This is a genomic window from Paraburkholderia sp. Cy-641 (genome assembly GCF_011752945.1).
In the GTDB taxonomy this organism is placed as follows: Bacteria; Pseudomonadota; Gammaproteobacteria; order Burkholderiales; family Burkholderiaceae; genus Paraburkholderia.
The window spans coordinates 29681-49605 of record NZ_VWWM01000035.1 but is presented as its reverse complement, the minus strand read 5'-3'; the positions used below and the strand labels follow the sequence as shown (position 1 = coordinate 49605).

Annotated in this window: 19 protein-coding genes and 1 pseudogene; 17 read left to right on the top strand and 3 right to left on the bottom strand. The window is 59.9% G+C overall.

Going from position 1 to position 19925, the window contains the following annotated elements; genetic code table 11:
- Positions 1 to 26 precede the first annotated feature (26 nt).
- Positions 27 to 2711 carry a pyruvate dehydrogenase (acetyl-transferring), homodimeric type gene (aceE, locus tag F3J20_RS19845; protein ID WP_167284283.1) on the bottom strand — a complete coding sequence of 895 codons (2685 nt, stop codon included), beginning with the start codon at positions 2709 to 2711 and terminating at the stop codon, positions 27 to 29.
- A 167-nt stretch (positions 2712 to 2878) separates the two neighbouring features.
- Here aceE and F3J20_RS19840 point away from each other — a divergent pair, with 167 nt between their 5' ends.
- Entirely contained in the window at positions 2879 to 3331 is a 453-nt protein-coding gene (locus tag F3J20_RS19840; protein ID WP_167284282.1) for a MarR family transcriptional regulator, read from the top strand.
- Between the two features lie 43 nt (positions 3332 to 3374).
- Here the strand turns inward: F3J20_RS19840 and F3J20_RS19835 are convergent, their stop codons facing one another.
- Positions 3375 to 4193, bottom strand: coding sequence for a hypothetical protein (locus F3J20_RS19835; protein WP_240162845.1), 819 nt, complete (start codon positions 4191 to 4193; stop codon positions 3375 to 3377).
- Between the two features lie 430 nt (positions 4194 to 4623).
- Between F3J20_RS19835 and F3J20_RS19830 the strand changes: the two genes are divergently transcribed.
- Both F3J20_RS19830 and F3J20_RS19825 read left to right on the top strand, forming a co-directional pair.
- Positions 4624 to 5292 (top strand): glutathione S-transferase N-terminal domain-containing protein, encoded by a 669-nt coding sequence (locus tag F3J20_RS19830; protein ID WP_167284280.1) that lies wholly within the window; start codon positions 4624 to 4626, stop codon positions 5290 to 5292.
- A 4-nt stretch (positions 5293 to 5296) separates the two neighbouring features.
- Complete coding sequence (locus F3J20_RS19825; RefSeq protein WP_167040066.1) at positions 5297 to 5620, top strand: multidrug efflux SMR transporter; 324 nt, start codon at positions 5297 to 5299, stop codon at positions 5618 to 5620.
- 39 nt (positions 5621 to 5659) lie between these two features.
- On the opposite strand, the gene F3J20_RS19820 is transcribed toward F3J20_RS19825, so the two are convergent.
- Positions 5660 to 6595, bottom strand: a complete 936-nt coding sequence (locus F3J20_RS19820; protein ID WP_167284279.1) for a LysR family transcriptional regulator — start codon at positions 6593 to 6595, stop codon at positions 5660 to 5662.
- A 330-nt stretch (positions 6596 to 6925) separates the two neighbouring features.
- Between F3J20_RS19820 and F3J20_RS19815 the strand changes: the two genes are divergently transcribed.
- The 14 genes and pseudogenes from F3J20_RS19815 to F3J20_RS19755 all read left to right on the top strand — a co-directional run bounded on the left by F3J20_RS19815 (position 6926) and on the right by F3J20_RS19755 (position 19915).
- The gene (locus F3J20_RS19815) at positions 6926 to 8284 is read left to right on the top strand and encodes a Rieske 2Fe-2S domain-containing protein (protein ID WP_167284278.1); all 1359 of its coding nucleotides are present in this window, start codon (positions 6926 to 6928) and stop codon (positions 8282 to 8284) included.
- Positions 8281 to 8769, top strand: a complete 489-nt coding sequence (benB, locus tag F3J20_RS19810; RefSeq protein WP_167040060.1) for a benzoate 1,2-dioxygenase small subunit — start codon at positions 8281 to 8283, stop codon at positions 8767 to 8769. The genes F3J20_RS19815 and benB overlap by 4 nt, the downstream gene beginning before the upstream one ends.
- A 38-nt stretch (positions 8770 to 8807) precedes the next feature.
- Positions 8808 to 9827, top strand: coding sequence for a benzoate 1,2-dioxygenase electron transfer component BenC (gene benC, locus F3J20_RS19805; protein WP_167284277.1), 1020 nt, complete (start codon positions 8808 to 8810; stop codon positions 9825 to 9827).
- Complete coding sequence (benD, locus tag F3J20_RS19800; protein WP_167040055.1) at positions 9824 to 10600, top strand: benzoate diol dehydrogenase BenD; 777 nt, start codon at positions 9824 to 9826, stop codon at positions 10598 to 10600. The genes benC and benD overlap by 4 nt, the downstream gene beginning before the upstream one ends.
- A 66-nt stretch (positions 10601 to 10666) precedes the next feature.
- Positions 10667 to 11098: a RidA family protein gene (locus F3J20_RS19795; protein WP_167284276.1), complete on the top strand. Its 432-nt coding sequence runs from the start codon at positions 10667 to 10669 to the stop codon at positions 11096 to 11098.
- Between the two features lie 218 nt (positions 11099 to 11316).
- Positions 11317 to 11415, top strand: a pseudogene (locus tag F3J20_RS31890) (IS5/IS1182 family transposase); the annotation flags it as partial.
- A gap of 168 nt (positions 11416 to 11583) precedes the next feature.
- The gene (locus tag F3J20_RS19790; RefSeq protein ID WP_167284275.1) at positions 11584 to 12948 is read left to right on the top strand and encodes an extracellular solute-binding protein; all 1365 of its coding nucleotides are present in this window, start codon (positions 11584 to 11586) and stop codon (positions 12946 to 12948) included.
- A 36-nt stretch (positions 12949 to 12984) separates the two neighbouring features.
- Positions 12985 to 13857 (top strand): sugar ABC transporter permease, encoded by an 873-nt coding sequence (locus F3J20_RS19785; RefSeq protein WP_167040047.1) that lies wholly within the window; start codon positions 12985 to 12987, stop codon positions 13855 to 13857.
- 7 nt (positions 13858 to 13864) lie between these two features.
- Positions 13865 to 14761 carry a carbohydrate ABC transporter permease gene (locus F3J20_RS19780; protein ID WP_167284274.1) on the top strand — a complete coding sequence of 299 codons (897 nt, stop codon included), beginning with the start codon at positions 13865 to 13867 and terminating at the stop codon, positions 14759 to 14761.
- A gap of 24 nt (positions 14762 to 14785) precedes the next feature.
- Positions 14786 to 15862 (top strand): sn-glycerol-3-phosphate ABC transporter ATP-binding protein UgpC, encoded by a 1077-nt coding sequence (ugpC, locus tag F3J20_RS19775; RefSeq protein ID WP_167040043.1) that lies wholly within the window; start codon positions 14786 to 14788, stop codon positions 15860 to 15862.
- Positions 15863 to 15966: 104 nt separating this feature from the next.
- Entirely contained in the window at positions 15967 to 16932 is a 966-nt protein-coding gene (locus F3J20_RS19770; RefSeq protein ID WP_167284273.1) for an SMP-30/gluconolactonase/LRE family protein, read from the top strand.
- Positions 16929 to 17618, top strand: a complete 690-nt coding sequence (locus F3J20_RS19765) for a GntR family transcriptional regulator (protein WP_167284272.1) — start codon at positions 16929 to 16931, stop codon at positions 17616 to 17618. Before F3J20_RS19770 ends, F3J20_RS19765 begins: the two co-directional genes overlap by 4 nt.
- A 129-nt stretch (positions 17619 to 17747) precedes the next feature.
- Positions 17748 to 18815, top strand: coding sequence for a hypothetical protein (locus tag F3J20_RS19760; protein ID WP_167284271.1), 1068 nt, complete (start codon positions 17748 to 17750; stop codon positions 18813 to 18815).
- On the top strand, positions 18812 to 19915 hold the full coding sequence (locus F3J20_RS19755; RefSeq protein ID WP_167284270.1) for an isocitrate/isopropylmalate dehydrogenase family protein: 1104 nt from the start codon (positions 18812 to 18814) through the stop codon (positions 19913 to 19915). The genes F3J20_RS19760 and F3J20_RS19755 overlap by 4 nt, the downstream gene beginning before the upstream one ends.
- The last annotated feature ends 10 nt before the right edge of the window (positions 19916 to 19925 follow it).

The following is a 19925-nucleotide window of genomic DNA, read 5'->3' as shown; positions in this document are numbered from 1 at the left end:
TATCCGGTGAATGCTGCCGCCGGTACTCAAACCGTGGCCGGGTCCATCTTGTCGATATCGATACCGTAGCGCGCAATCGCCTCGCTGACTGTCCGGCGCGCAATGGTGCCTTCGTCCGCGAGCGCTTTCAGTGCTGTGAGCACGATGAAATGCCGGTCCACTTCGAAAAACGTGCGTAGCGACTCCCGCGTATCGGAGCGGCCGAATCCATCGGTGCCGAGCGCGATGAAGCGGCAATCGTCGACGAACGGGCGGATCTGGTCGCCGACGATCTTCATGTAGTCGGTCGCCACGACGACCGGACCCGGCCGGCCCTGCAGGCATTGCTGAACGTACGGAATGCGCGGCTCGTCCTGCGGATGCAGGATGTTCCAGCGCTCGGCGGCGAGACCGTCGCGGCGCAGTTCGGTCAGGCTCGTGGCGCTCCAGATGTCGCTGGAAACCGCGAAGTCCTGCTTCAGCAATTCGCCCGCGGCGATCACTTCGCGCAGAATGGCGCCGCTGCCCATCAGTTGTACATGAGGACGCTGCGCATCGTCGCGAGCTTCGTCCGGTGCCACACCGGGCAGCCTGTATAGCCCCTTGAGAATGCTGGCTTCGGCATCGGGCGGCAGCGCCGGGTGAGGGTAGTTCTCGTTGAGCAGCGTGATGTAGTAGTACACGTCTTCCTGTTGCGCGTACATCCGGCGCAAGCCGTCCTGAACGATGACGGCCAGTTCATACGAAAAGGTCGGATCGTACGAGACGCAATTGGGAATGACCGATGACAGCACGTGACTGTGACCGTCGTCGTGTTGCAGGCCTTCGCCCATCAGCGTGGTGCGCCCGGAAGTCGCGCCGAGCAGGAACCCGCGCGTGCGTGCGTCGCCTGCCGCCCAGGCGAGATCGCCAATGCGCTGCAAGCCGAACATCGAATAGAAAATATAGAACGGAATCGTCGGCAACGCATGATTGGCATAGGCGGTGCCGGCGGCGATCCACGACGCGAACGCACCGGATTCGTTGATCCCTTCCTGCAGAATCTGGCCGTCCTTCGCTTCCTTGTAGTAACTCAGCTGGCCCGCGTCCTGCGGCGTATAGAGTTGCCCGACCGGCGAATGAATGCCGATCTGACGGAATAGCCCTTCCATGCCGAAGGTGCGCGATTCGTCCGGCACGATCGGCACGACCAGCTTGCCCAGGTTCGGGTCCTTCAGCAGCGTACTCAGAATGCGCACGAAAACCATCGTGGTGGACGCACCCCGTTCGCCGCTGTCCTTCAGTTGCGCGGCGAATGCCTCGAGCGGTGGAATCGGCAATGGCGGAACATCGGCGAAGCGGGCCGGAACGTGACCGCCGAGCCGCGTGCGGCACGCCGCTAAATAGCGTGCTTCGTCGCTATTCGGCTCGGGCTTCAGATAGGGCATCTCGTCGAGCTGTGCGTCGCTGACCGGCAGATCGAAGCGATCGCGAAAAGCGCGTACCGCATCGGCGCTCATTTTCTTCAATTGATGGTTGATGTTCTGGCCTTCGCCGGCTTCGCCCATGCCGAAACCTTTGACCGTCTTGGCGAGAACGACGGTTGGCCGGCCCTCGGTGCGCATGGCCTGCGCATACGCCGCGTGAACCTTTTCCGGATCATGACCGCCGCGCGCCAGTTTCCAGATTTCGTCGTCGGACAGATCGGCCACCAGTTCGAGCAGTTCGGGATACTTACCGAAGAAATGTTCGCGCACATAAGCGCCGTTCTGCGACTTGAAGGTTTGATAGTCGCCGTCCACGCATTCCATCATGCGCCGGCGCAGCAGGCCGGTGTGATCGCGTTGCAGCAGCGCGTCCCATCCGCTTCCCCAGATGACCTTGATGACGTTCCAGCCGGCCGCGCGGAAGGTGCCTTCCAGTTCCTGGATGACCTTGCTGTTGCCGCGCACCGGGCCGTCCAGACGTTGCAGGTTGCAGTTGACCACGAAGATCAGATTATCGAGCCGCTCGCGGCCGCCGAGCGAAATCGCCGCGAGCGATTCCGGCTGGTCCATTTCGCCATCGCCGAGAAAGGCCCACACTTTACGGCCCTGATGTTCCTTGAGCCCACGGTAGTCGAGGTAGCGCATGAAGCGCGCCTGATAGGCCGCCGTGAGCGGCCCGAGCCCCATGGACACCGTGGGGAATTGCCAGAAATCCGGCATCAGGCGTGGATGCGGATAAGAGGAGAGGCCATTGCGGCCCGCTTCGCGGCGGAAGTTGTCCAGTTGCGCTTCCGTTATGCGGCCTTCGAGGTAGGCGCGGCCATAGATGCCCGGTGCGGAATGCCCCTGAATATAGACCAGGTCTCCGGCGAAGTTCCCGGTGCGGCCGCGAAAGAAATGGTCGAACCCGACGTCGTAGAGCACCGCGGCGGACGCGTACGTCGCGATATGGCCGCCCACATTCGAATGCTTGCCTGCGCGCAAAACCATGACCATCGCATTCCAGCGGATATAGGCATTCAGGCGGCGTTCGAGTCTCAGGTCGCCGGGGTAGGCGGGTTGCCGTTCGAGTCCGATCGTGTTGACGTAGGCGCTCGTCACGCGGCCATGCATATCGCCATGTCGGGCAGCATCCCGGTCGACCAGTCGATCGATCAGGTAATGCGCGCGTGGACGTCCTTCCACGGCCACGACCGCTTCCATCGCTTCCAGCCATTCTCGTGTTTCCTGCGGATCGACATCGACGGATTCAAAGACGGAATTCATTGGCACATCTCCAGAATGAGTGGCGGGTGCATCGCTTGCACGAACCGCGGCAAAAAAGGTGTCCACGAAAAACAGCGCATTACGATTGCAATTGCAATCGTTAAGGCGGCCATTGTAGCTCCGTAGAGTAGAATTGCAACTGCAATTACCTCATGGAGTTTTCCGATATGTCCAGAAACGAGCCCGACCTGTGGTTCTCATTCGTCCGCGCGCACCGTTTGATGATTCGCGAGGTCGAGCGGCGGCTGGCCGAGAGCGGCTTGCCCGCTTATGCGTGGTATGACCTGCTGTGGGGGCTGGAAAGCGGCCCCGGCGGCACGCGGCGCATGCACGAACTGGCGGACGTGCTGGCGATCGAGCGCTACAACCTGACGAGACTGGTTGACCGCCTGGAGGAAGAAGGGCTCGTTACCCGTGCCCGTTCCGCCGAGGACGGACGGGCCGCCTACGCGTCGATTACCAGCAAGGGGCGCGCGCTGCGCAAAAAAATGTGGAAGGTCTACGAATCCGCGGTGGCCGAGTTGTTTCTCGCCCAGTTCGATGCGGACGAACAGCGCGTGTTCGCGAGCGCACTCGATCAGGCCGGCGCGGCTGCGCGCGAAGCGGCGCCGGGCAGGTAAGGGCAAATAAGGGCAAATAAGGGCAAATAAGGGCAGGGCGCGGCTAGGTCAGCGCATAAGTGCGCAGCGCGGCTTCCAACGTTTGCGCGGACAATGCGCCTTCGTCGACGAGTGCTTTCAGGGCAATCAGGGTGATCCATGGCGCACCGGGGAAATCCGCGTAGGCCGTGCCGCGCTGCGGCGTTGCGCCGAGCGCCACGAATCGCCCGGGTGCAAATGGAGCGATCTGCTCGGCAATATGCTGTGCGTAGCCGGTGACGGCGATCACTGGCGCCGTGCTGTCGCCGAGGCATCGGGCGATATGAGGCCGTCGTGGCCGCGATTGCGGATGAAGCATGTTCCATCGCGCGGCGGCGCGTCCCTCGCGGGCAAGGCGCGTATAGCTGGGACAACTCCAGACTTCCGCCGCGATTCCCCAATCCTGCGAGAGCAGGCGTGCCGCATGGAGCACGCGCTGTAGCGCCTTGCCCGCGCCGCATAGGCGGATTTGCGGCGGCGTTTTTCTATTTCCATTCGTGCTTGCCGTGCTCACTGTGCTTACCTCGGGCGTGAACCTGAGCCGATACATCCCCTTGATTGCGCCTTGCGCATCGGCACGATGCAAGGGGCCGGTGTCGACGCACGTATCGTCATGCGTCGCCAGATAGTAGAAGCCGGCTTGATGGTCCACGTAAAGCGCTTGCAGCGCCGAGCGCAGGATGGCGCGTGCTTCATCGGCGGAAGCGGGGTCGTACGGCGTGCAGTCCGGATGCGAGGCGAGCCAGAGCGGCAGTGCGGGTTGCACGCCCTTGCACCAGATCGATGGCCGCGTTTCGGCATCGTTGCACAGAATGCCCCGTCCCGCCGATTCGAACGACAGCATCCGCAGCCGGTCGAGCGTTTCCGAGCCGAATAGATACAGCAGCGGTTTTTCGAACGCATGACGCCTGCTTTGAAACCAGAGTGGCCATGCACTGGGGAGTGCCCCATGCGAATCTCGCTGCCGGTTCGCTCTGACGATCGAGATTCGATGCGATACCGAACTGTTGCCGCCGAGACTATCCGCAATGGCGTCGATGGCGTGTCGCGGAGAAGTGGCATGGTGTGGGACGCTGCGCTCCATGGCGTCGAACGCATCGAGACAGGCACGTGCCGCACCGCGTGTTGCGTTTGAAAAAACGGGAGGGCGCAGTGGCGCTGAAGTCATACGGATACCTACGGTTGTTGGACGGCTTGCCAAAAGCGATCTTCGGCCATACGATTGCAATTGCAATTATTGTAATTGCAAAAATATGGAGGCCGCAAGGAACCCTATGTCAAACGCCGACGCTATGACGCTTTACACCGCGGACACGCCCAACGGGCAGAAAATCAGCATCTTCCTGAAAGAAGCCGGCATCGCCTACCGGCAGGTGAATCTCGATCTGTCGAGAGGCGATCAGCACCGTCCCGACTATCTGGCGATCAACCCGAACGGGAAGATTCCCGCCGTGGTCGATCATGAAGCCGGCTTGACGATCTTCGAGTCCGGCGCGATCCTGACCTATCTTTCGTCGAAGACCGGGTGCCTATGGCCTGGCCGGCAACGGGAGCAAAGCACGGTCCAGCAGTGGCTGCATTTCCAGATCGGCAGCATCGGTCCGATGCTCGGCCAGCTATGGTGGTTTCTGCATAGGGCCGAGACTGCCAACGATGAGGCGATCGCGCGCTATCGCAAGGAAGCGTTGCGACTTTACGGCGTCGTGAATCGACGCCTGGGCGAGTCGGCATTCCTCGCCTTGCCCGAATATACGATTGCTGATATCGCCGCGTTCAGCTGGTTGCGCACCTTCGGCGAACTGGAGCTGGACGTGTCGGCATTTCCGCACGTAGCGCGTTGGCTGACGGTGATCGAGGCTCGTCCGGCGGTCATCGAAGGACTCGCCGCGAACAGGGTGCTGTCGCCGGCTGCCGACGGGCAATCCAGTGAGACACGGGAGTAGCGGTATGGCGTGGGCAACGCTGTTTCTCGCCGCGATGCTGGAGATCGCGATGGGCGTGTCGCTCAAGCTGAACGCCGGCTGGACACGGCCCGTGCCGAGTATTCTCGCGATAGTCGCGGGACTGCTCAGCATCTATCTATTGGCGCGCTCGCTTGCGTCTTTGCCAATCGGCACGGCTTATGCGATCTGGACCGGCATAGGCACGATCGGACTCGTGGTGATCGGCATGGTCTGCTTTCATGAAGGAACGGGCTGGATGCGGTTGTTCTTTCTCGGCCTCGCGCTGATCGGCATCATCGGATTGCGCTTCGCCGAGGCGCCCGGGTAAGGCAATGACGTTGTGCGCAACATCGTTCCTGACGTCGGGTTATTGGCGCGGCTCGAATCTTGTCAGGTTATGCGCGTGCAGCCACGATGGATTTTCCGCATACATTTCTTCGATCAATCGTTTGACGAGGCCGATATAGATCGAATTGTCGTTGATACGGTGATTGAAAATGACCGGCGACGTTGCGCGGTCGCTGTCCAGCACCCGGTAGTGCACGTCCTGCCGCGATTGCCGTGCCGACGAGGGCACGATGCACACGCCGAATTCGGCCGCGACGAGTCCCAGTGCGGTCTGGATCTCGCGCACTTCCAGCACCTCGCCCACTTCCACGCCGTGGCCGTACAGGACGTTCAGGACCTGATCGGCAAAGCTGGGGCGCGGCTCCTTGGGGTAAACAATCAACTTTTGCCCGGCCAGCTGTTCGATGGGCAATGGCGTCGATTCTCTCGCCATCGGCGAGCCGGCCGGCACGACCGCGGCAAGGCGCTCTTCGCGCAGGACGATCGCGGCGATATTCGGATCGCCGTGGTGCACGCGGCCGAAGCCGATGTCGATACGGCCTTCTTTCAGCGCCTCGATCTGTTGCATCGACATCAATTCGACCATCTGAATGTCCAGTTCGGGTGCATGCTCGCGCAGCTTGCGCATCAGCGTCGGCAATCCCGCGTACAGAACCGAACCGACGAATCCGATCGACAACACGCTGCGCTGATGGAGTCCCACGCGCCTCGCGGCGGCTTTCATCTGATCTATTCGCGCAAGAACCTGCATGGCCTGCTCGTAAAACAGACGGCCCGCGTCGGTCATCCGCACGGGGCGGGTATTGCGAATCAGCAGGGGGACGCCGACCTCTTCTTCGAGCAACTGAATCTGCCGGCTCAGCGGCGGTTGAGCAATGTGAAGCTGCTCGGCCGCGCGGGTGAAATTGCGCTCGCGGGCCACGGCGACGAAGTAGCGCAGTTGACGCAGATCCATGATGGTGATCTCAAAGATGAACTATTTTTCGATGCACGTTTGAGTATATTGCGTCGCAAAAAGCCCATGTGGGTCGGGGATTATGCGCACTTTATATTCTATAGGTATCAAAGAGGATGGGGAAAGTATTGGACGGTCGAAATGCGTGACCTGTATAAAACCATCAAATGAACTGAAGTGCATCTTTCGCCATGCCAGGGCGGACCCGCACCAGGCAATTTCCCCAGATACCCAACGGAGACAGTCATCATGAGCGTCAAAGCAGTCCCGGGCAAGAAAGCGCAGGTCCTGCCGAAAGCCGTGTCGAAGCGCGCATAGGGAGAGGAAATCATGTCCACCATCGTCGACAAAGCCAATGAACTGGATCAACTGCTCGCCACCGCGGTGCAGGATGATAAGGAGGCCGGCATATTCCGTTGCCGGCGCGATATCTTCACCCATGCCGATCTGTTCGAACTCGAGATGAAGCACATCTTCGAGAACAACTGGGTGTACCTCGCGCACGAGAGCCAGATTCCGGACAACAACGACTACTACACCACGTGGATCGGCCGCCAGCCTATTGTCATTACTCGCGACAAGACGGGGCAATTGAATGCGGTCATCAACGCCTGCGCGCACAAGGGGGCGATGCTGTGCCGCCGCAAGCACGGCAACAAGGGCAGCTTCACTTGCCCGTTCCACGGCTGGACGTTCTCGAATACGGGCAAGCTGCTCAAGGTAAAGGACGAGAAGACCACCGAATATCCGGTGCAGTTCAACACGAACGGCTCGCATGATCTGCGCAAAGTGGCACGCTTCCAGAGCTATCGCGGCTTTCTGTTCGGCAGCCTCAATGCGGACGTGTTGCCGCTCGAAGAGTACCTCGGCGAATCGCGCGTCATCATCGACCAGATCGTCGACCAGAGTCCGAACGGGCTTGAAGTACTGCGCGGCAATTCCACGTATGTCTACGACGGCAACTGGAAAATGCAGATGGAGAACGGCTGCGACGGCTATCACGTCAGCACCGTGCACTGGAACTACGCGGCGACGATGGGACGGCGCAAGGAAGACGGCACGCAGGCCGTCGATGCGAATAGCTGGAGCAAGTCGGTCGCGGGCGTCTACGGTTTCGACCACGGCCACATCCTGTTGTGGACCCGGACGATGAATCCGGAAGTGCGGCCAGTGTACAAGCATCGCGAAGAAATCAAGGACCGTGTCGGCGAAACGCAGGCGGAGTTCATCGTCAATCAGACGCGCAACCTGTGCCTGTATCCGAACGTGTTTCTGATGGACCAGTTCAGCACGCAGATTCGCGTGGTTCGTCCGCTCAGCGTGGACAAGACCGAAGTCAGCATCTTCTGTTTCGCGCCGAAGGGCGAAAGCGCGGAGGATCGCGCCATTCGCATCCGCCAGTACGAAGACTTCTTCAACGTGTCGGGCATGGGTACTGCCGACGATCTCGAAGAGTTCCGCGCCTGCCAGGCGGGCTATGCCGGCATCACGGCGATGTGGAACGACCTTTCGCGCGGCGCGCCGCTGTGGATCGAGGGGCCGGACGAGAATGCGAGCCGGATGGGTCTGAAGCCGCGCATTTCGGGCGAACGCAGCGAAGACGAAGGCCTGTTCGTGTGCCAGCACGAGTACTGGGTGCAGGTGATGCGCGATGCGCTGAAGAAGGAAGGCAAGGAGACCGTGGCATGAGCTTCGACTACCAGAAGATTTGCGGCGTGCTCTACCGTGAAGCGCGTCTGCTCGACGATCGCCAGTGGGACGAGTGGCTGGCCTGTTATACGGAGGACGTCACCTACTGGATGCCGTCCTGGGACGACGATGACCGGATCACCGACGACCCGCAAAGCCAGATCTCGTTGATGTACTACCCGGACCGGGGTGGCCTCGAAGATCGCGTATTCCGCATCAAGACGGAGCGCAGCGGTGCCTCGACGCCGGAGCCGCGTACGGCGCACAACGTCACCAACGTGGAGGTCCTGGCCGAGCGCGGCGACGAAGTGGACGTGCGCTACAACTTCCACACGCTGAGTCACCGCTACAAGTCCACGGATCATATTTTCGGCACGATGTTCGTCACCTTGCGCGAGGCCGGCGACGACCTGCTGATTTCGAACAAGAAGATCGTGCTGAAGAACGACTATATCCGGCAGGTACTCGACGTCTATCACGTTTGATGTCGGGCGTCAGAATCAACATGGGATCAGGAGGATCCATGTCCAACTTCAATATTGCACTGAATTTCGAAGACGGCGTGACCCGTTTCATCGAATGCAAGGCGGGCGAGAAAGTACTCGATGCCGCCTTCCGCGCGAAGATCAATCTGCCGATGGATTGTTCCGACGGCGTGTGCGGCACCTGCAAGTGCCGCGCCGAAAGCGGCAGTTACGACCTCGGCGACGATTACATCGAAGACGCACTGACCGAAGACGAAAAGGACGGTGGGCTCGTTCTGACTTGCCAGATGATTCCGCAAAGCGATTGCGTGATTGCTGTGCCGGCATCGTCTTCCGTGTGCAAGACCGGGCAAAGCAAATTGGCCGCGACCGTGGCGAAGATCGAGCAGCATAACGACGCAGCCGTCGTGCTCGAACTGGAGGTGGACGCGGCCGCTCCCGTGTTCCTGCCGGGCCAGTATGTGAATATCGACGTGCCCGGCAGCGGCCAGCATCGTTCGTACTCTTTCTCGTCGGCGCCGGGCGAAGCGAAGATCAGTTTCCTGATCAAGAAGATTCCGGGCGGCGTCATGAGTACCTGGCTCGAAGTCGCGGAGCCGGGCACGAAACTGGATTTGACCGGTCCGCTCGGCAGCTTCTATTTGCGCGACGTGCAGCGGCCATTGCTGTTTCTCGCGGGCGGCACGGGCCTCGCGCCGTTCCTGTCGATGCTGGAAGTCCTGGCGCGTACGAACTCGCAGCAGAAGGTGCATCTGATTTACGGCGTGACCCGCGACCTCGATCTCGTGCTGGTCGAGGCGATCGAGGCGTATCAGACGAAGCTGCCGAATTTCAGTTTCGCCACGGTCGTCGCCGACGCGGAGTCCAGTCATCCGCGCAAGGGCTGGGTCACGCAGCATATGCCGGCCGGGTCCTTGAACGACGGCGACGTCGACGTGTACCTGTGCGGGCCGCCGCCGATGGTCGACGCAGTGCGCAAGTATTTCGACGACAACGGCGTGAAGCCCAACAGCTTCCACTACGAGAAGTTCACTCCCAACGCGGCGCCAAAGGCATGAACATGCAACGATTCACAGGCAAGGTCATGGTCGTCACCGGCGCGGCGCAAGGGATCGGCCGCGGCGTGGCGCTGCGCGCGGCGGCCGAGGGTGCCCGTGTGCTGTTCGTCGATCGCGCCGACTTCGTGGCCGAGGTGGCCGCCGAAGCAGGCCGTGCGGATACGGCGGGTTTCGTTGCGGACCTCGAAACGTACGAGGGCGCTCAGGCGTCGATGGCCTACGCCGCGCAAAAGTTCGGCGGTATCGACATCCTCATCAACGGTGTCGGCGGCGCCATTCGCATGCGTCCGTTCGCTGAGTTCGAGCCCGCGCAGATCGATGCGGAAATCCGCCGCTCGCTGATGCCGACGCTGTACACCTGTCATGCAGTACTGCCTCATCTGCTCGCGCGAGGCGGCGGAACCATCGTCAACGTATCGTCGAATGCGACGCGCGGTATCCGGCGTGTGCCGTATTCGGCGGCCAAGGGCGGGGTCAACGCGATCACGCAATCGCTGGCGATGGAGTACGCGGAGCACAACATCCGCGTCGTTGCCACGGCACCGGGCGGCACCGATGCGCCACCTCGACGCGTTCCGCGCAACGCCGCAGGAGACAGCGAACAGGAAAGGGTCTGGATGAGCGAAGCGGTGCGGCAGGTGACCGGGTCGACCTTTCTGAAGCGCTACGGCAGTATCGACGAGCAGGTTGCGCCGATCCTGTTTCTCGCGTCGGATGAAGCGGGTTATATCACGGGCACGGTGTTGCCGGTTGCAGGCGGAGATACCGGCTGACCCATGACTTGCTTGCGGCAACATTCGGATAGGGTGCAGCATTTGAGGCTGTTTGAGGAGACGTTGATGAATGATCGTAAGGCCATTGTTCCCGAAGGAATGGAAGCAGTGTACGAGAAGATTCGCTATGCACCCGCGGTCAAGGTCGGCAATACGATTTACGTGTCGGGCCAGATTGGCCGTGACAGGAATATGCAGCTCGTCGAAGGGCGCGAAGCGCAAATCGTGCAGGCATTCGACAATCTCAAGACGGTATTGGCTGCTGCCGGCGCATCGCTGCGAGATGTCGTGGACTTGACCACGTTTCATACCGATATGCGTGATCTGCCTTTGTTCATGCAGGTGCGCGATCGCTATCTCGACACCGATCCGCTTCCCGCTTGGACGGCAGTAGGGGCGCATATGCTTGGTGGCGCGCCTGGGTATATCGTCGAGATCAAGGTGGTTGCCGTGCTGCCCGAGTCGGATTTCATTCATGTACCGAACCGGGAGTCGTAGAGGTTCGCTGTTTCAGGTTGCATACGGGTATTCGGCGATATTGCTCAGTTACCCGTAATAATTTTTCCCGGTTTCAGCGGACGGAATATAGCCGGTCGCTTCCATCATCGACGCCGGTTTTCTCCAGACTCTCATTTCAGCATTGCCCGTTTCGAGGCCAGATATGGCCGCTTGCGGGCTGCTTCAAGTCCGCCCTTAGTCGAGCGCCCCATGCGCGGTTTGCCGGCTTCGACAAGCTGCGCATTCGCTTCCAACGCCGGCTCGGCATTCACATCGCACGGCTCAAACTTCCCACCGCCATTATCCGTTCCCGCTTTCCGGGCGGGACGCCCGTCGTCCGTGGCAGAGCGCGGTTATGTCCCTTGATTGAGATGCCGGCCGCGTCGCCCGTCCTGGGGTTTATCCGGACGCACAACGTATACGTTAACGAATAATATCGTGCATACTTGAAGCGAAGCATAAGACTTCTGATGGAGACGAAAATCGTGAGCCGTTCAACACGTGCACTGATTCAGCTCGACCGTGCGATGCCGAGGCGTGACGCGTTGCGGCATCTTGCGGCGTTGGCCATAAGTATCGCTAGCGGAGGACTGACCGCGAAGACGGCTTTGGCGGCGTCGCCCTATGCATCGCCGCCTTCGGATGGTCCGGGCTTTTCGATGCGCGTCGCGACCACTTATGCGGGCGCCGAGCCGTTGGCAAAGCCTTTCACGAAAGTACTGAATGAATTTCAGCGCGACTATCCGAACATCAAGCTTATTCACGAAGCGACGCCGGGATTCGATCATCAGACAAAGATCAAGCTCGATGCGCTGAGCGACCGGTTACCCGACGTGTTTACTTTCTGGCGGCTCGATCCGAGTTATGGGCTCGACCAGATCGCCGAGGCAGGACGACTGGCAGACCTGACCGCATGGAGCCAGAACGATCCCTTTTTCAAGGGTCTTTTCGACGACAGCTCGTGGGACACGGCAACGCGAAAGGGCGTCGTATACGGCATTCCCGCCCAGATGTTCTATATCTGGCTGCTCGTCAACAGAAAGATTCTCGACCGGGCGAAAGTCCCGGTTCCGACGACCTGGGACGAACTGGTCGCAGCAGGACCCAGATTGCGTGCCGCCGGAGAGATACCGTGGTCGATCAATAACGGCAACGACAGTATGGCCGCGCGGGTCTACAACTACGTCATGAGCCGCTGTCTCGGCAACGAGCGGGCGGTCAGAATACATGGCGGCCTGGAGCCGGCCGATTCACCCGATATGATCCGGGCATCGACCCTCGTGCAGCAGCTGCTTGGCGGGAACATTCCAAGCGACGGCATTACCCTGTCCAGCGATCTGGTCTATGCGAAGTACACCAACACCGAAAAAGCGGCGTTCCTGATCGATGCGTCGTTCCGTCTCTTCGAGATCGATCCGAAGATCGCGGGCGACCTTCAGGTACTGAACTTTCCGGCGATTCCCGATGGCGTACAGCACGACTTCCGGGTCGAGCGCGATCTCACTTCGCTCTGGTACGCGAGTTCGAAGCAATATGCCGATGCGGCGCGCAGACCGTACATACAGGAATTCATTCGCCGGATGACGAATCGGCAAACCGCGCGCTATTTCACCGAAACCGCCAAGGTACAGATGCCGCAGCTCGACCTCGAGGTCGATCCCGCGGCGGTAGGGCAGCTATCCGTCGAAACCCTGAAAGCGGCGCTTGCGGCTCCCGGCAACAAATGGGTGCCGAAGCTGATGAAGCCCGCGCAGCGCACGCGCTACGAACCGCTGATGTCGGAATTTATCGAAGGAAAGTACACCCCGCAGGAGTACGTGGCAAAGTTCGCGGAAATCATGCGGAGCTGATTGGGCGTCATCATACGATCCAGGAAGGAATTGAGCATGGGTTCATTGAAATTTAGATGGGAAGTAGTCCTGTATATCATTCCTGCGCTTCTTCTATATGGAATTTTCTTCGTTCTTCCATTTGCGCAGACGATCTTTTTCAGCTTCACTTCGTGGAACTTCTTCGGTCATCCCGCATTCGTCGGGCTTGCCAACTATGCGCGTCTTTTTACCGACGGCGTATACATGGCCGGGCTCTACCGTATTGGCCTATGGGCCGTGCTTGCGATCGTGTTCAAGGTTGGCATCGCGCTGGTTCTGGCGAGCCTGTTGCGCGGCAAGCTGCGAGGGCATGGGTTCTTCGAGACCGCGTTCTTCATTCCGGTGGTTATTTCGTCGGCGGCCATCAGTCTGCTGTTCACGTTGCTGTACGACAAGGACGCCGGGCTGATCAATGAAGTGCTGAGAGGAGTGGGGCTCGGCAAGCTGGCCACCAGCTGGCTTTCCAATAGTCACACTGCGTTGTTCGCCGTTATCGCCGTGCCGATCTGGCACACCATCGGCTACTTCTTCGTCATTCTCCTCGCGGCCATGCACGGCGTATCGCCGGATCTGTACGATGCGGCGAAGATCGACGGAGCCCGCGGTTTCCGCCTGTTCAGGAGCATCACGGTGCCGAGCATCATGCCCGCATTGCAGGTTTGCATCGTACTGGCGATATCGGGCGCGCTGAAGTCGTTCGACTACGTGTTCGTGATGACGCGCGGCGGACCCGGTACCGCCACGCAGGTTCCCGCGACGTGGATGTATCAGACGATTTTCGGCAGTCTGGAATTCGGTTACGGCACTGCTATCGCAACGTCGATTTTCCTGATCGGTTTGTGCGCCACGCTCGCGACCCGCAAGGTCATGGCACCTTCCAGTTACTGAGGTCAGAATGCAAGTTCGTATCAAGGCACTCATGGGACGCCCGTCCTTGAATGAATCGCCGGCGGCGCGTCGGGTCAGGGAACATTCTCCGGTTTCGTTGGTTCTGGTCTATGGCGTGCTCTGTCTGCACGCCGTGCTGACGCTGTTTCCGCTGATCTGGGTCATCGGGAATTCGTTCAGATCGAGCAACTCGATCCTGACGTCGATCTCCCTGTTGCCGCGGCACCTCGACTTCAGCAATTACGAGCGGCTATTTACCAGCACCAATATCCCTTTGAGCTTCTGGAACTCGGTGTCGATCACGGCGGTCAGCCTCGGCTTGCTTCTCGTTGTCGTGGTTCCTTTGTCGTTCGCCCTGACGCGGTTCAAGTTCAAGTTCGCGGAGTACATCCTGCTGTTCTTTACGGTGGCGGTACTTGTTCCGAATGTTTCGGTTCTGCCCATGACCTATGTGCTTTTCACGAAACTCGGGCTCATGGGGACGAAGTATGGCATTGCCCTTGTCTATGCGACCGAGCAGATTCCGGTGTCGATTTTCATCCTGACGGGTTTCATGCGTGCGATTCCCGCGGAAATCGACGAGGCGGCCACGGTCGACGGTGCGAGCGTATGGGCGCTTTTTTCAAGGGTCATTCTGCCGCTTAGCCGGAACGGCATCGCCACCATCATGATTCTCGCATTTGTTTCAATCTGGAACGATTACATGACGGCGCTTCTTCTGTTGCCCGATGCGGAGAACCGCACGCTGTCCGTTGCGCTGGCATTTGCAAAAACGGAGTACTCGGTGGACTACGGAATGATGGCGGCTTCCATCGTCTTCGCGGTTGCCCCCATGGTCGTGGGGTATCTGCTGCTCAAGAAGCAGTTGACCACGGGTATCACCGCCGGCGCTGTCAAAGGCTGAACCCGACGCATACTGGAGAGAGAGATGGGAGCAATCGCCCTAAAAAATCTGGAAAAGACGTTCGAGTCCGTGAAGGTCATTCAGAACATCGACATCGATATTGCCGATGGAGAATTCGTGGCGCTGGTCGGTCCGTCCGGCTGCGGGAAGTCGACGCTTCTGCGAATCATCGCAGGGCTCGAAGAGGCTACCTCGGGCGATGTCAGGATCAGCGGCAAATCGGTGTCCCGACTGAGCGCGCGTGATCGCAATATCGCCATGGTGTTCCAGTCGTACGCGCTTTATCCGCACATGAACGTGGCGGAGAACATGAGCTTTAACCTGAAGCTTGCAGGGGAGTCGAAGGCGCGTATCAAGGAGCGTGTCACCGAGGCGGCGCGCATGATGGATCTGACGGCGCTGCTCGAGCGGCGGCCCGCGCAACTCTCGGGTGGTCAGCGTCAGCGCGTGGCCATGGGGCGTGCCGTTGTGCGTCAGCCGGAAGCGTTTCTTTTCGACGAGCCTCTGTCCAATCTCGATGCAAAGCTTCGCGTGCAGATGCGCGCGGAAATCAAGGCCTTGCATCAGAAAATGCGGACCACGTCGATTTACGTCACACATGACCAGATCGAGGCGATGACGCTTGCCGACCGGATCGTCGTGCTGAACGGCGGCCGCATCGCTCAGCAGGGCTCTCCGATGGAGCTTTATCGACGGCCCGCGAATCGCTTCGTCGCGACTTTTATCGGGTCGCCTGCCATGAACCTTCTCGAAGCGACGGTAGAGAAGATCGCCGATGGATTCGCGGCGCGTTTCGCCGGAGGCGGAAGGGCTGTGCTTCCTGCCGCGAGTGTGAGCGAAGGGCAGGCGGTAACGGTCGGCATCCGGCCGGAGGCGTTGTCGTTGGAGCGCAGTGAGAATCGCATGGCGGCAACCGTGGAGATCATCGAGCCGACCGGTGCGCAAACGCATTTGCTGCTGAACGTCGCATCCGAACGGATCACGGCCGTCGTCGACGGTGCGCTGGATTTCACGGTCGGTCAGGCACTGCAGATCGCGATGCCTTCCAACCAGCTGCATATTTTCGACAGCCATAGCGGAGAGCGCCTCAATGCGGATTGAGGCGAGTGCGCGGGGAATACGCGAGAAATGGTTCAGGGTTAACCTTGATCTCAACGTATGCATTAACGAATACAATCTGGCATTGAAGGGTCATGGAGCAATCGATGAGTGGCGACGTTAGCGCAATCGCTTTTACGGGGCAGGACTTACAGCGCCCTGAGTGCGTTCTTGCGACCGAATCCGGTGCGCTGTTCGTGGCGGACTGGCGTGGCGGCGTCACCGAAATCCGTCCGTCGGGGCAGCAGGTCACCTATCTGGGTCACGCTGTAGACGGCGAGACATTAAAGCCGAACGGGATTGCGCTTCAGCGTGACGGCAGTTTCCTGATTGCCCATCTCGGGGCCGAGCGCGGCGGTCTGTTCAGATTGCAGCGCGACGGTAGCGTCAGTACGGTTCTTCGCACAGTCGACGGGCTTGATCTTCCGCCGACCAACTTCGTCGTCGCCGATCATCTCGGACGGCTTTGGGTCACGGTCAGTACCCGCAAGGTGCCGCGAGCGGCCGGCTATCGGCCCGATGTTGCCGATGGTTTCGTGGTGCTGATCGATGAGCGCGGAGCGCGTATCGTTGCGGACGGTTTGGGTTACACCAACGAGTGCGTGCTGGACGCGACCCATCATTATCTGTACGTCAACGAAACCTTCGGCCGAAAGCTCTCGAGATTCCGCGTTGCCGAAGATGGATCGCTTGGACAGAAGGAAGTATTCGCCGAATTTGGCGCGGGGACTTATCCCGACGGTTTGGCGCAGGACGTCGAGGGTAACTTCTGGATTACCAGTATCGTGAGCAATCGCGTGCTGCGGGTCGACCGGAACGGGCGCAGCGAAATCTACCTGGAAGATTGTGAGCCTTCGCATCTCGGCTGGGTGGAAGAAGCATTCGTCAACTCGCGTATGGATCGGCCCCACCTCGATAACGTCAGGAGCAAAGTACTTCGCAATATATCGAGCCTCGCATTCGGCGGGCACGATTTGCGGACAGGGTTTCTGGGTTGTCTGCTCGGGGACTCTCTCGCGACGATCCGCATGCCTGTCGCGGGCGTCCCTCCCGTTCATTGGAGTTTTGCATGAGTACTTCCCCAGTCGATCAGGATCAGGAAGCAGGTTCTCTTTCCGACAGTGCCTATAAGGCCATTCGTCGCCGGATTCTCGACAACGTCTGGACGCCGGGCTACAACGCGATGGAGCAGGAGATCGCGCAGGAACTCGGTATGAGCCGCACCCCCGTGCGAGAGGCGCTGATGCGTCTCCACAACGAAGGGCTCGTCGAGGTCGTCCCGCGTCGTGGCATGCGCGTTTTGCCGGTGTCGCCGGTCATGATGCGCGAGATCTATGAAATTCTGGGCTCTCTCGAAAGCACGGCGGTCGAGATGTTGACGCGGCGGCGGCCCACCGAGGAGGAGTTGAAGCCTCTCATCGATGCGACGTCGGATATGGCGAAGGCACTAGAGAAGAACGACCTCGATGCCTGGGCGCGTGCCGACGAAAAGTTTCACATGTATCTCGTGACCCTCGCCGGAAACAAGCTCCTCGCGGAAGCGGTTTTTCACTACTGGGATCGCTCGCATCGGGCGCGGCTTTTTTCGCTCAGGCTGCGCCCGTTCCCGACCGCGTCGACGCACGAACATATGGCGCTAGTCGAGAAAATTCGCCAGGGCGATGCGGAAGGGGCGGCGCGCGACAATCTGTTGCATCGCCGCCGGGCGAGCAAAGAATTGCTGGAAATTTTCGACCGCTACAAGTTCCAGCACATGTAACAGCCGAATAACGGCGGCTGTCGAACACAGAACACGGGATTAGCTCGACAGCCGCACCATTGTCATGACTGTGCCAGTCGGATCACGACGTAAGCGCATCGGTATCGTCAATACTATAAGGAGTACAAAATGGGAAAAACAGTGGTTTCCATTTCCGGAAATCAATTTCATATCAACGGCCGCCCGACATGGGAAGGCAGAAGCTGGAACGGCAACAGGATCGAAGGCTTGCTGTTCAACAGCCGCATGGCGAATGCGATTGCCGATGACGAGAACCCCACGACTCGTGGCGTGTGGGCTTATGCGGACGGACCGTGGGACCCGGATCGCAATACCGCGGAATTCTGTGCCGCGCTGGCCGACTACAAGGCGCACGGTCTCGACGCTGTATGTATCAACCTGCAGGGCGGCAGTCCTCGTGGATACTCGCCGATTCAGCCGTGGATCATTTCGGCCTTCGAGTCCGAGGGCTCGCTGAAAGAACCGTGGATGAAGCGTCTCGAGAAAGTACTTCAGGCGACCGACGAACTCGGCATGGTCGTCGTGCTGGGTCTTTTTTACGGCGCATCCACCCGTCTGTTCGCCGACGAAGCGGCTGTCGTGCGGGCTGTCGATAACACGGTCGACTGGCTCGCAAAGCACGCTGCCAATCACGTGCTGCTGGAAATCGGCAACGAGATCGACAACAAGGTGTTCCATCAGCCTGTTATCGAAGTCGCTCGCTGTCACGAACTGATCGAGAGGGCAAAGAGCCGTTCCGAAGGAAAATTCAACACACCGGCCAAACGGCTGCTCGTCAGCGCCAGCATCCTCAATCCCCATACGGTGGCGGACAACATCATCGGTGCGAGCGATTTCCTTCTGGTTCACGGCAATCACGTCACCGGTCTGGAAGGCTGGCAGCAGTCGAATCCCGATGGAATTCGCCTTCAGCTTCTGCGTACGAAGGCTTCGCCCGCTTATCGCGGCCAGCCGATTTTCTACAACGAAGACGATCACTTCGATTTCGACAAGCCCGACAACCATCTCGTCGCGGCAGTCGGAGGTTACGCCGGCTGGGGGTTCTTCGACTACCGCGGCGCGCGTGAATCGATGGCGTGCGGCTTCCAGTCGTTGCCGGTCGACTGGCGTATCGGTTCCGAACGCAAGAAGGGCTTTTTCTCGAAGCTCAAGGAAATCACGGGAGGCAAGGCATGAGCAACAGTCGGCATATCGCCATTTTGCCGGGCGACGGAATCGGTGAAGAGGTCATGGCAGCCGCGTGCCATGTCCTTGGCGAAGTGGGCAAGAAAATCGGCGTCGCGTTCGAACTGGACAGCCAGCCGGCAGGAGCCCAGCACTACCTGGCGAGCGGTGTCGCGCTCCCCGACGAAACACTCGCCGTTTGCGATCGGGCCGACGCCATTCTTTTCGGTGCAATGGGTTTGCCCCACGTTCGCGGCAAGGATGGCACCGAAGTTATTCCGCAGCTCGATCTTCGATTTCATTTCGATCTTTATGCGGGCGTGCGGCCCGTCAAAACGTTCGGCGGGCTGCCGCTGCCCCTCGCTCATCCGAGGAGCCGCGAGATAGATCTGGTTCTCGTGCGTGAAAACACCGAAGGCCTTTTCTATGCTCGCGGCCGGGGAGACGTGAAGCGGGACGAGAACGGCCAGAAAGTCGAAGTGTTCGACACGATGCGGATTACCCGCCAGGGTACGGAGCGAATCTGCGAATTCGCCTTTGCGCTGGCTGAACAACGGGCCGCGCAGAACGGCCGCGCCTCGCGCGTGACCAACGTCGACAAAGCCAATGTATTCGAGTCCATGGCGTTCTTCCGCGAAGTCTTCGAGAGCGTTGCGGCGCGACATGCCGGGGTTGCCACTGATAGCGCCTACGTCGATGCTGTCGCGTTGAATCTGGTCCTGAAGCCCTGGACGTTCGATGTTCTGGTGACCGAGAACATGTTCGGCGACATTCTGTCCGACCTCATTGCGGGACTGGTCGGCGGAATGGGAATGGCGCCGTCGGCGGACATCGGCGACAAACACGGCCTGTTCCAGCCGGCTCACGGCACCGCACCCGACATCGCCGGGCAGGGGAAGGCGAACCCCACCGCCATGATTCTTTCCGCAGCCATGATGCTGCAGTGGCTCGCAGTCCGCCAGGGCGATCAACGTCTTGCCGATGGCGCGGCGCTTATCGAGGCCGCGGTAGAAAAGACTTTCTCGGGCGGAAAGATTCTGCCGTTTGAATTCGGTGGCTCGCACGGTACGAAAGCGATCACGGATGAAGTCGTTTCATTCCTCACCGCGTAACGCCAGGTCC

Excerpts from the sequence above, each read along its gene's own strand:
- aceE (WP_167284283.1), bottom strand. The coding sequence starts at position 2,711 with ATGAATTCCGTCTTTGAATCCGTCGATGTCGATCCGCAGGAAACACGA.
- F3J20_RS19840 (WP_167284282.1), top strand. The coding sequence starts at position 2,879 with ATGTCCAGAAACGAGCCCGACCTGTGGTTCTCATTCGTCCGCGCGCAC.
- F3J20_RS19835 (WP_240162845.1), bottom strand. The coding sequence starts at position 4,193 with ATGCTGTCGTTCGAATCGGCGGGACGGGGCATTCTGTGCAACGATGCC.
- F3J20_RS19830 (WP_167284280.1), top strand. The coding sequence starts at position 4,624 with ATGTCAAACGCCGACGCTATGACGCTTTACACCGCGGACACGCCCAAC.
- F3J20_RS19825 (WP_167040066.1), top strand. The coding sequence starts at position 5,297 with ATGGCGTGGGCAACGCTGTTTCTCGCCGCGATGCTGGAGATCGCGATG.
- F3J20_RS19820 (WP_167284279.1), bottom strand. The coding sequence starts at position 6,595 with ATGGATCTGCGTCAACTGCGCTACTTCGTCGCCGTGGCCCGCGAGCGC.
- F3J20_RS19815 (WP_167284278.1), top strand. The coding sequence starts at position 6,926 with ATGTCCACCATCGTCGACAAAGCCAATGAACTGGATCAACTGCTCGCC.
- benB (WP_167040060.1), top strand. The coding sequence starts at position 8,281 with ATGAGCTTCGACTACCAGAAGATTTGCGGCGTGCTCTACCGTGAAGCG.
- benC (WP_167284277.1), top strand. The coding sequence starts at position 8,808 with ATGTCCAACTTCAATATTGCACTGAATTTCGAAGACGGCGTGACCCGT.
- benD (WP_167040055.1), top strand. The coding sequence starts at position 9,824 with ATGAACATGCAACGATTCACAGGCAAGGTCATGGTCGTCACCGGCGCG.
- F3J20_RS19795 (WP_167284276.1), top strand. The coding sequence starts at position 10,667 with ATGAATGATCGTAAGGCCATTGTTCCCGAAGGAATGGAAGCAGTGTAC.
- F3J20_RS19785 (WP_167040047.1), top strand. The coding sequence starts at position 12,985 with ATGGGTTCATTGAAATTTAGATGGGAAGTAGTCCTGTATATCATTCCT.
- F3J20_RS19780 (WP_167284274.1), top strand. The coding sequence starts at position 13,865 with ATGCAAGTTCGTATCAAGGCACTCATGGGACGCCCGTCCTTGAATGAA.
- ugpC (WP_167040043.1), top strand. The coding sequence starts at position 14,786 with ATGGGAGCAATCGCCCTAAAAAATCTGGAAAAGACGTTCGAGTCCGTG.
- F3J20_RS19770 (WP_167284273.1), top strand. The coding sequence starts at position 15,967 with ATGAGTGGCGACGTTAGCGCAATCGCTTTTACGGGGCAGGACTTACAG.
- F3J20_RS19765 (WP_167284272.1), top strand. The coding sequence starts at position 16,929 with ATGAGTACTTCCCCAGTCGATCAGGATCAGGAAGCAGGTTCTCTTTCC.
- F3J20_RS19760 (WP_167284271.1), top strand. The coding sequence starts at position 17,748 with ATGGGAAAAACAGTGGTTTCCATTTCCGGAAATCAATTTCATATCAAC.
- F3J20_RS19755 (WP_167284270.1), top strand. The coding sequence starts at position 18,812 with ATGAGCAACAGTCGGCATATCGCCATTTTGCCGGGCGACGGAATCGGT.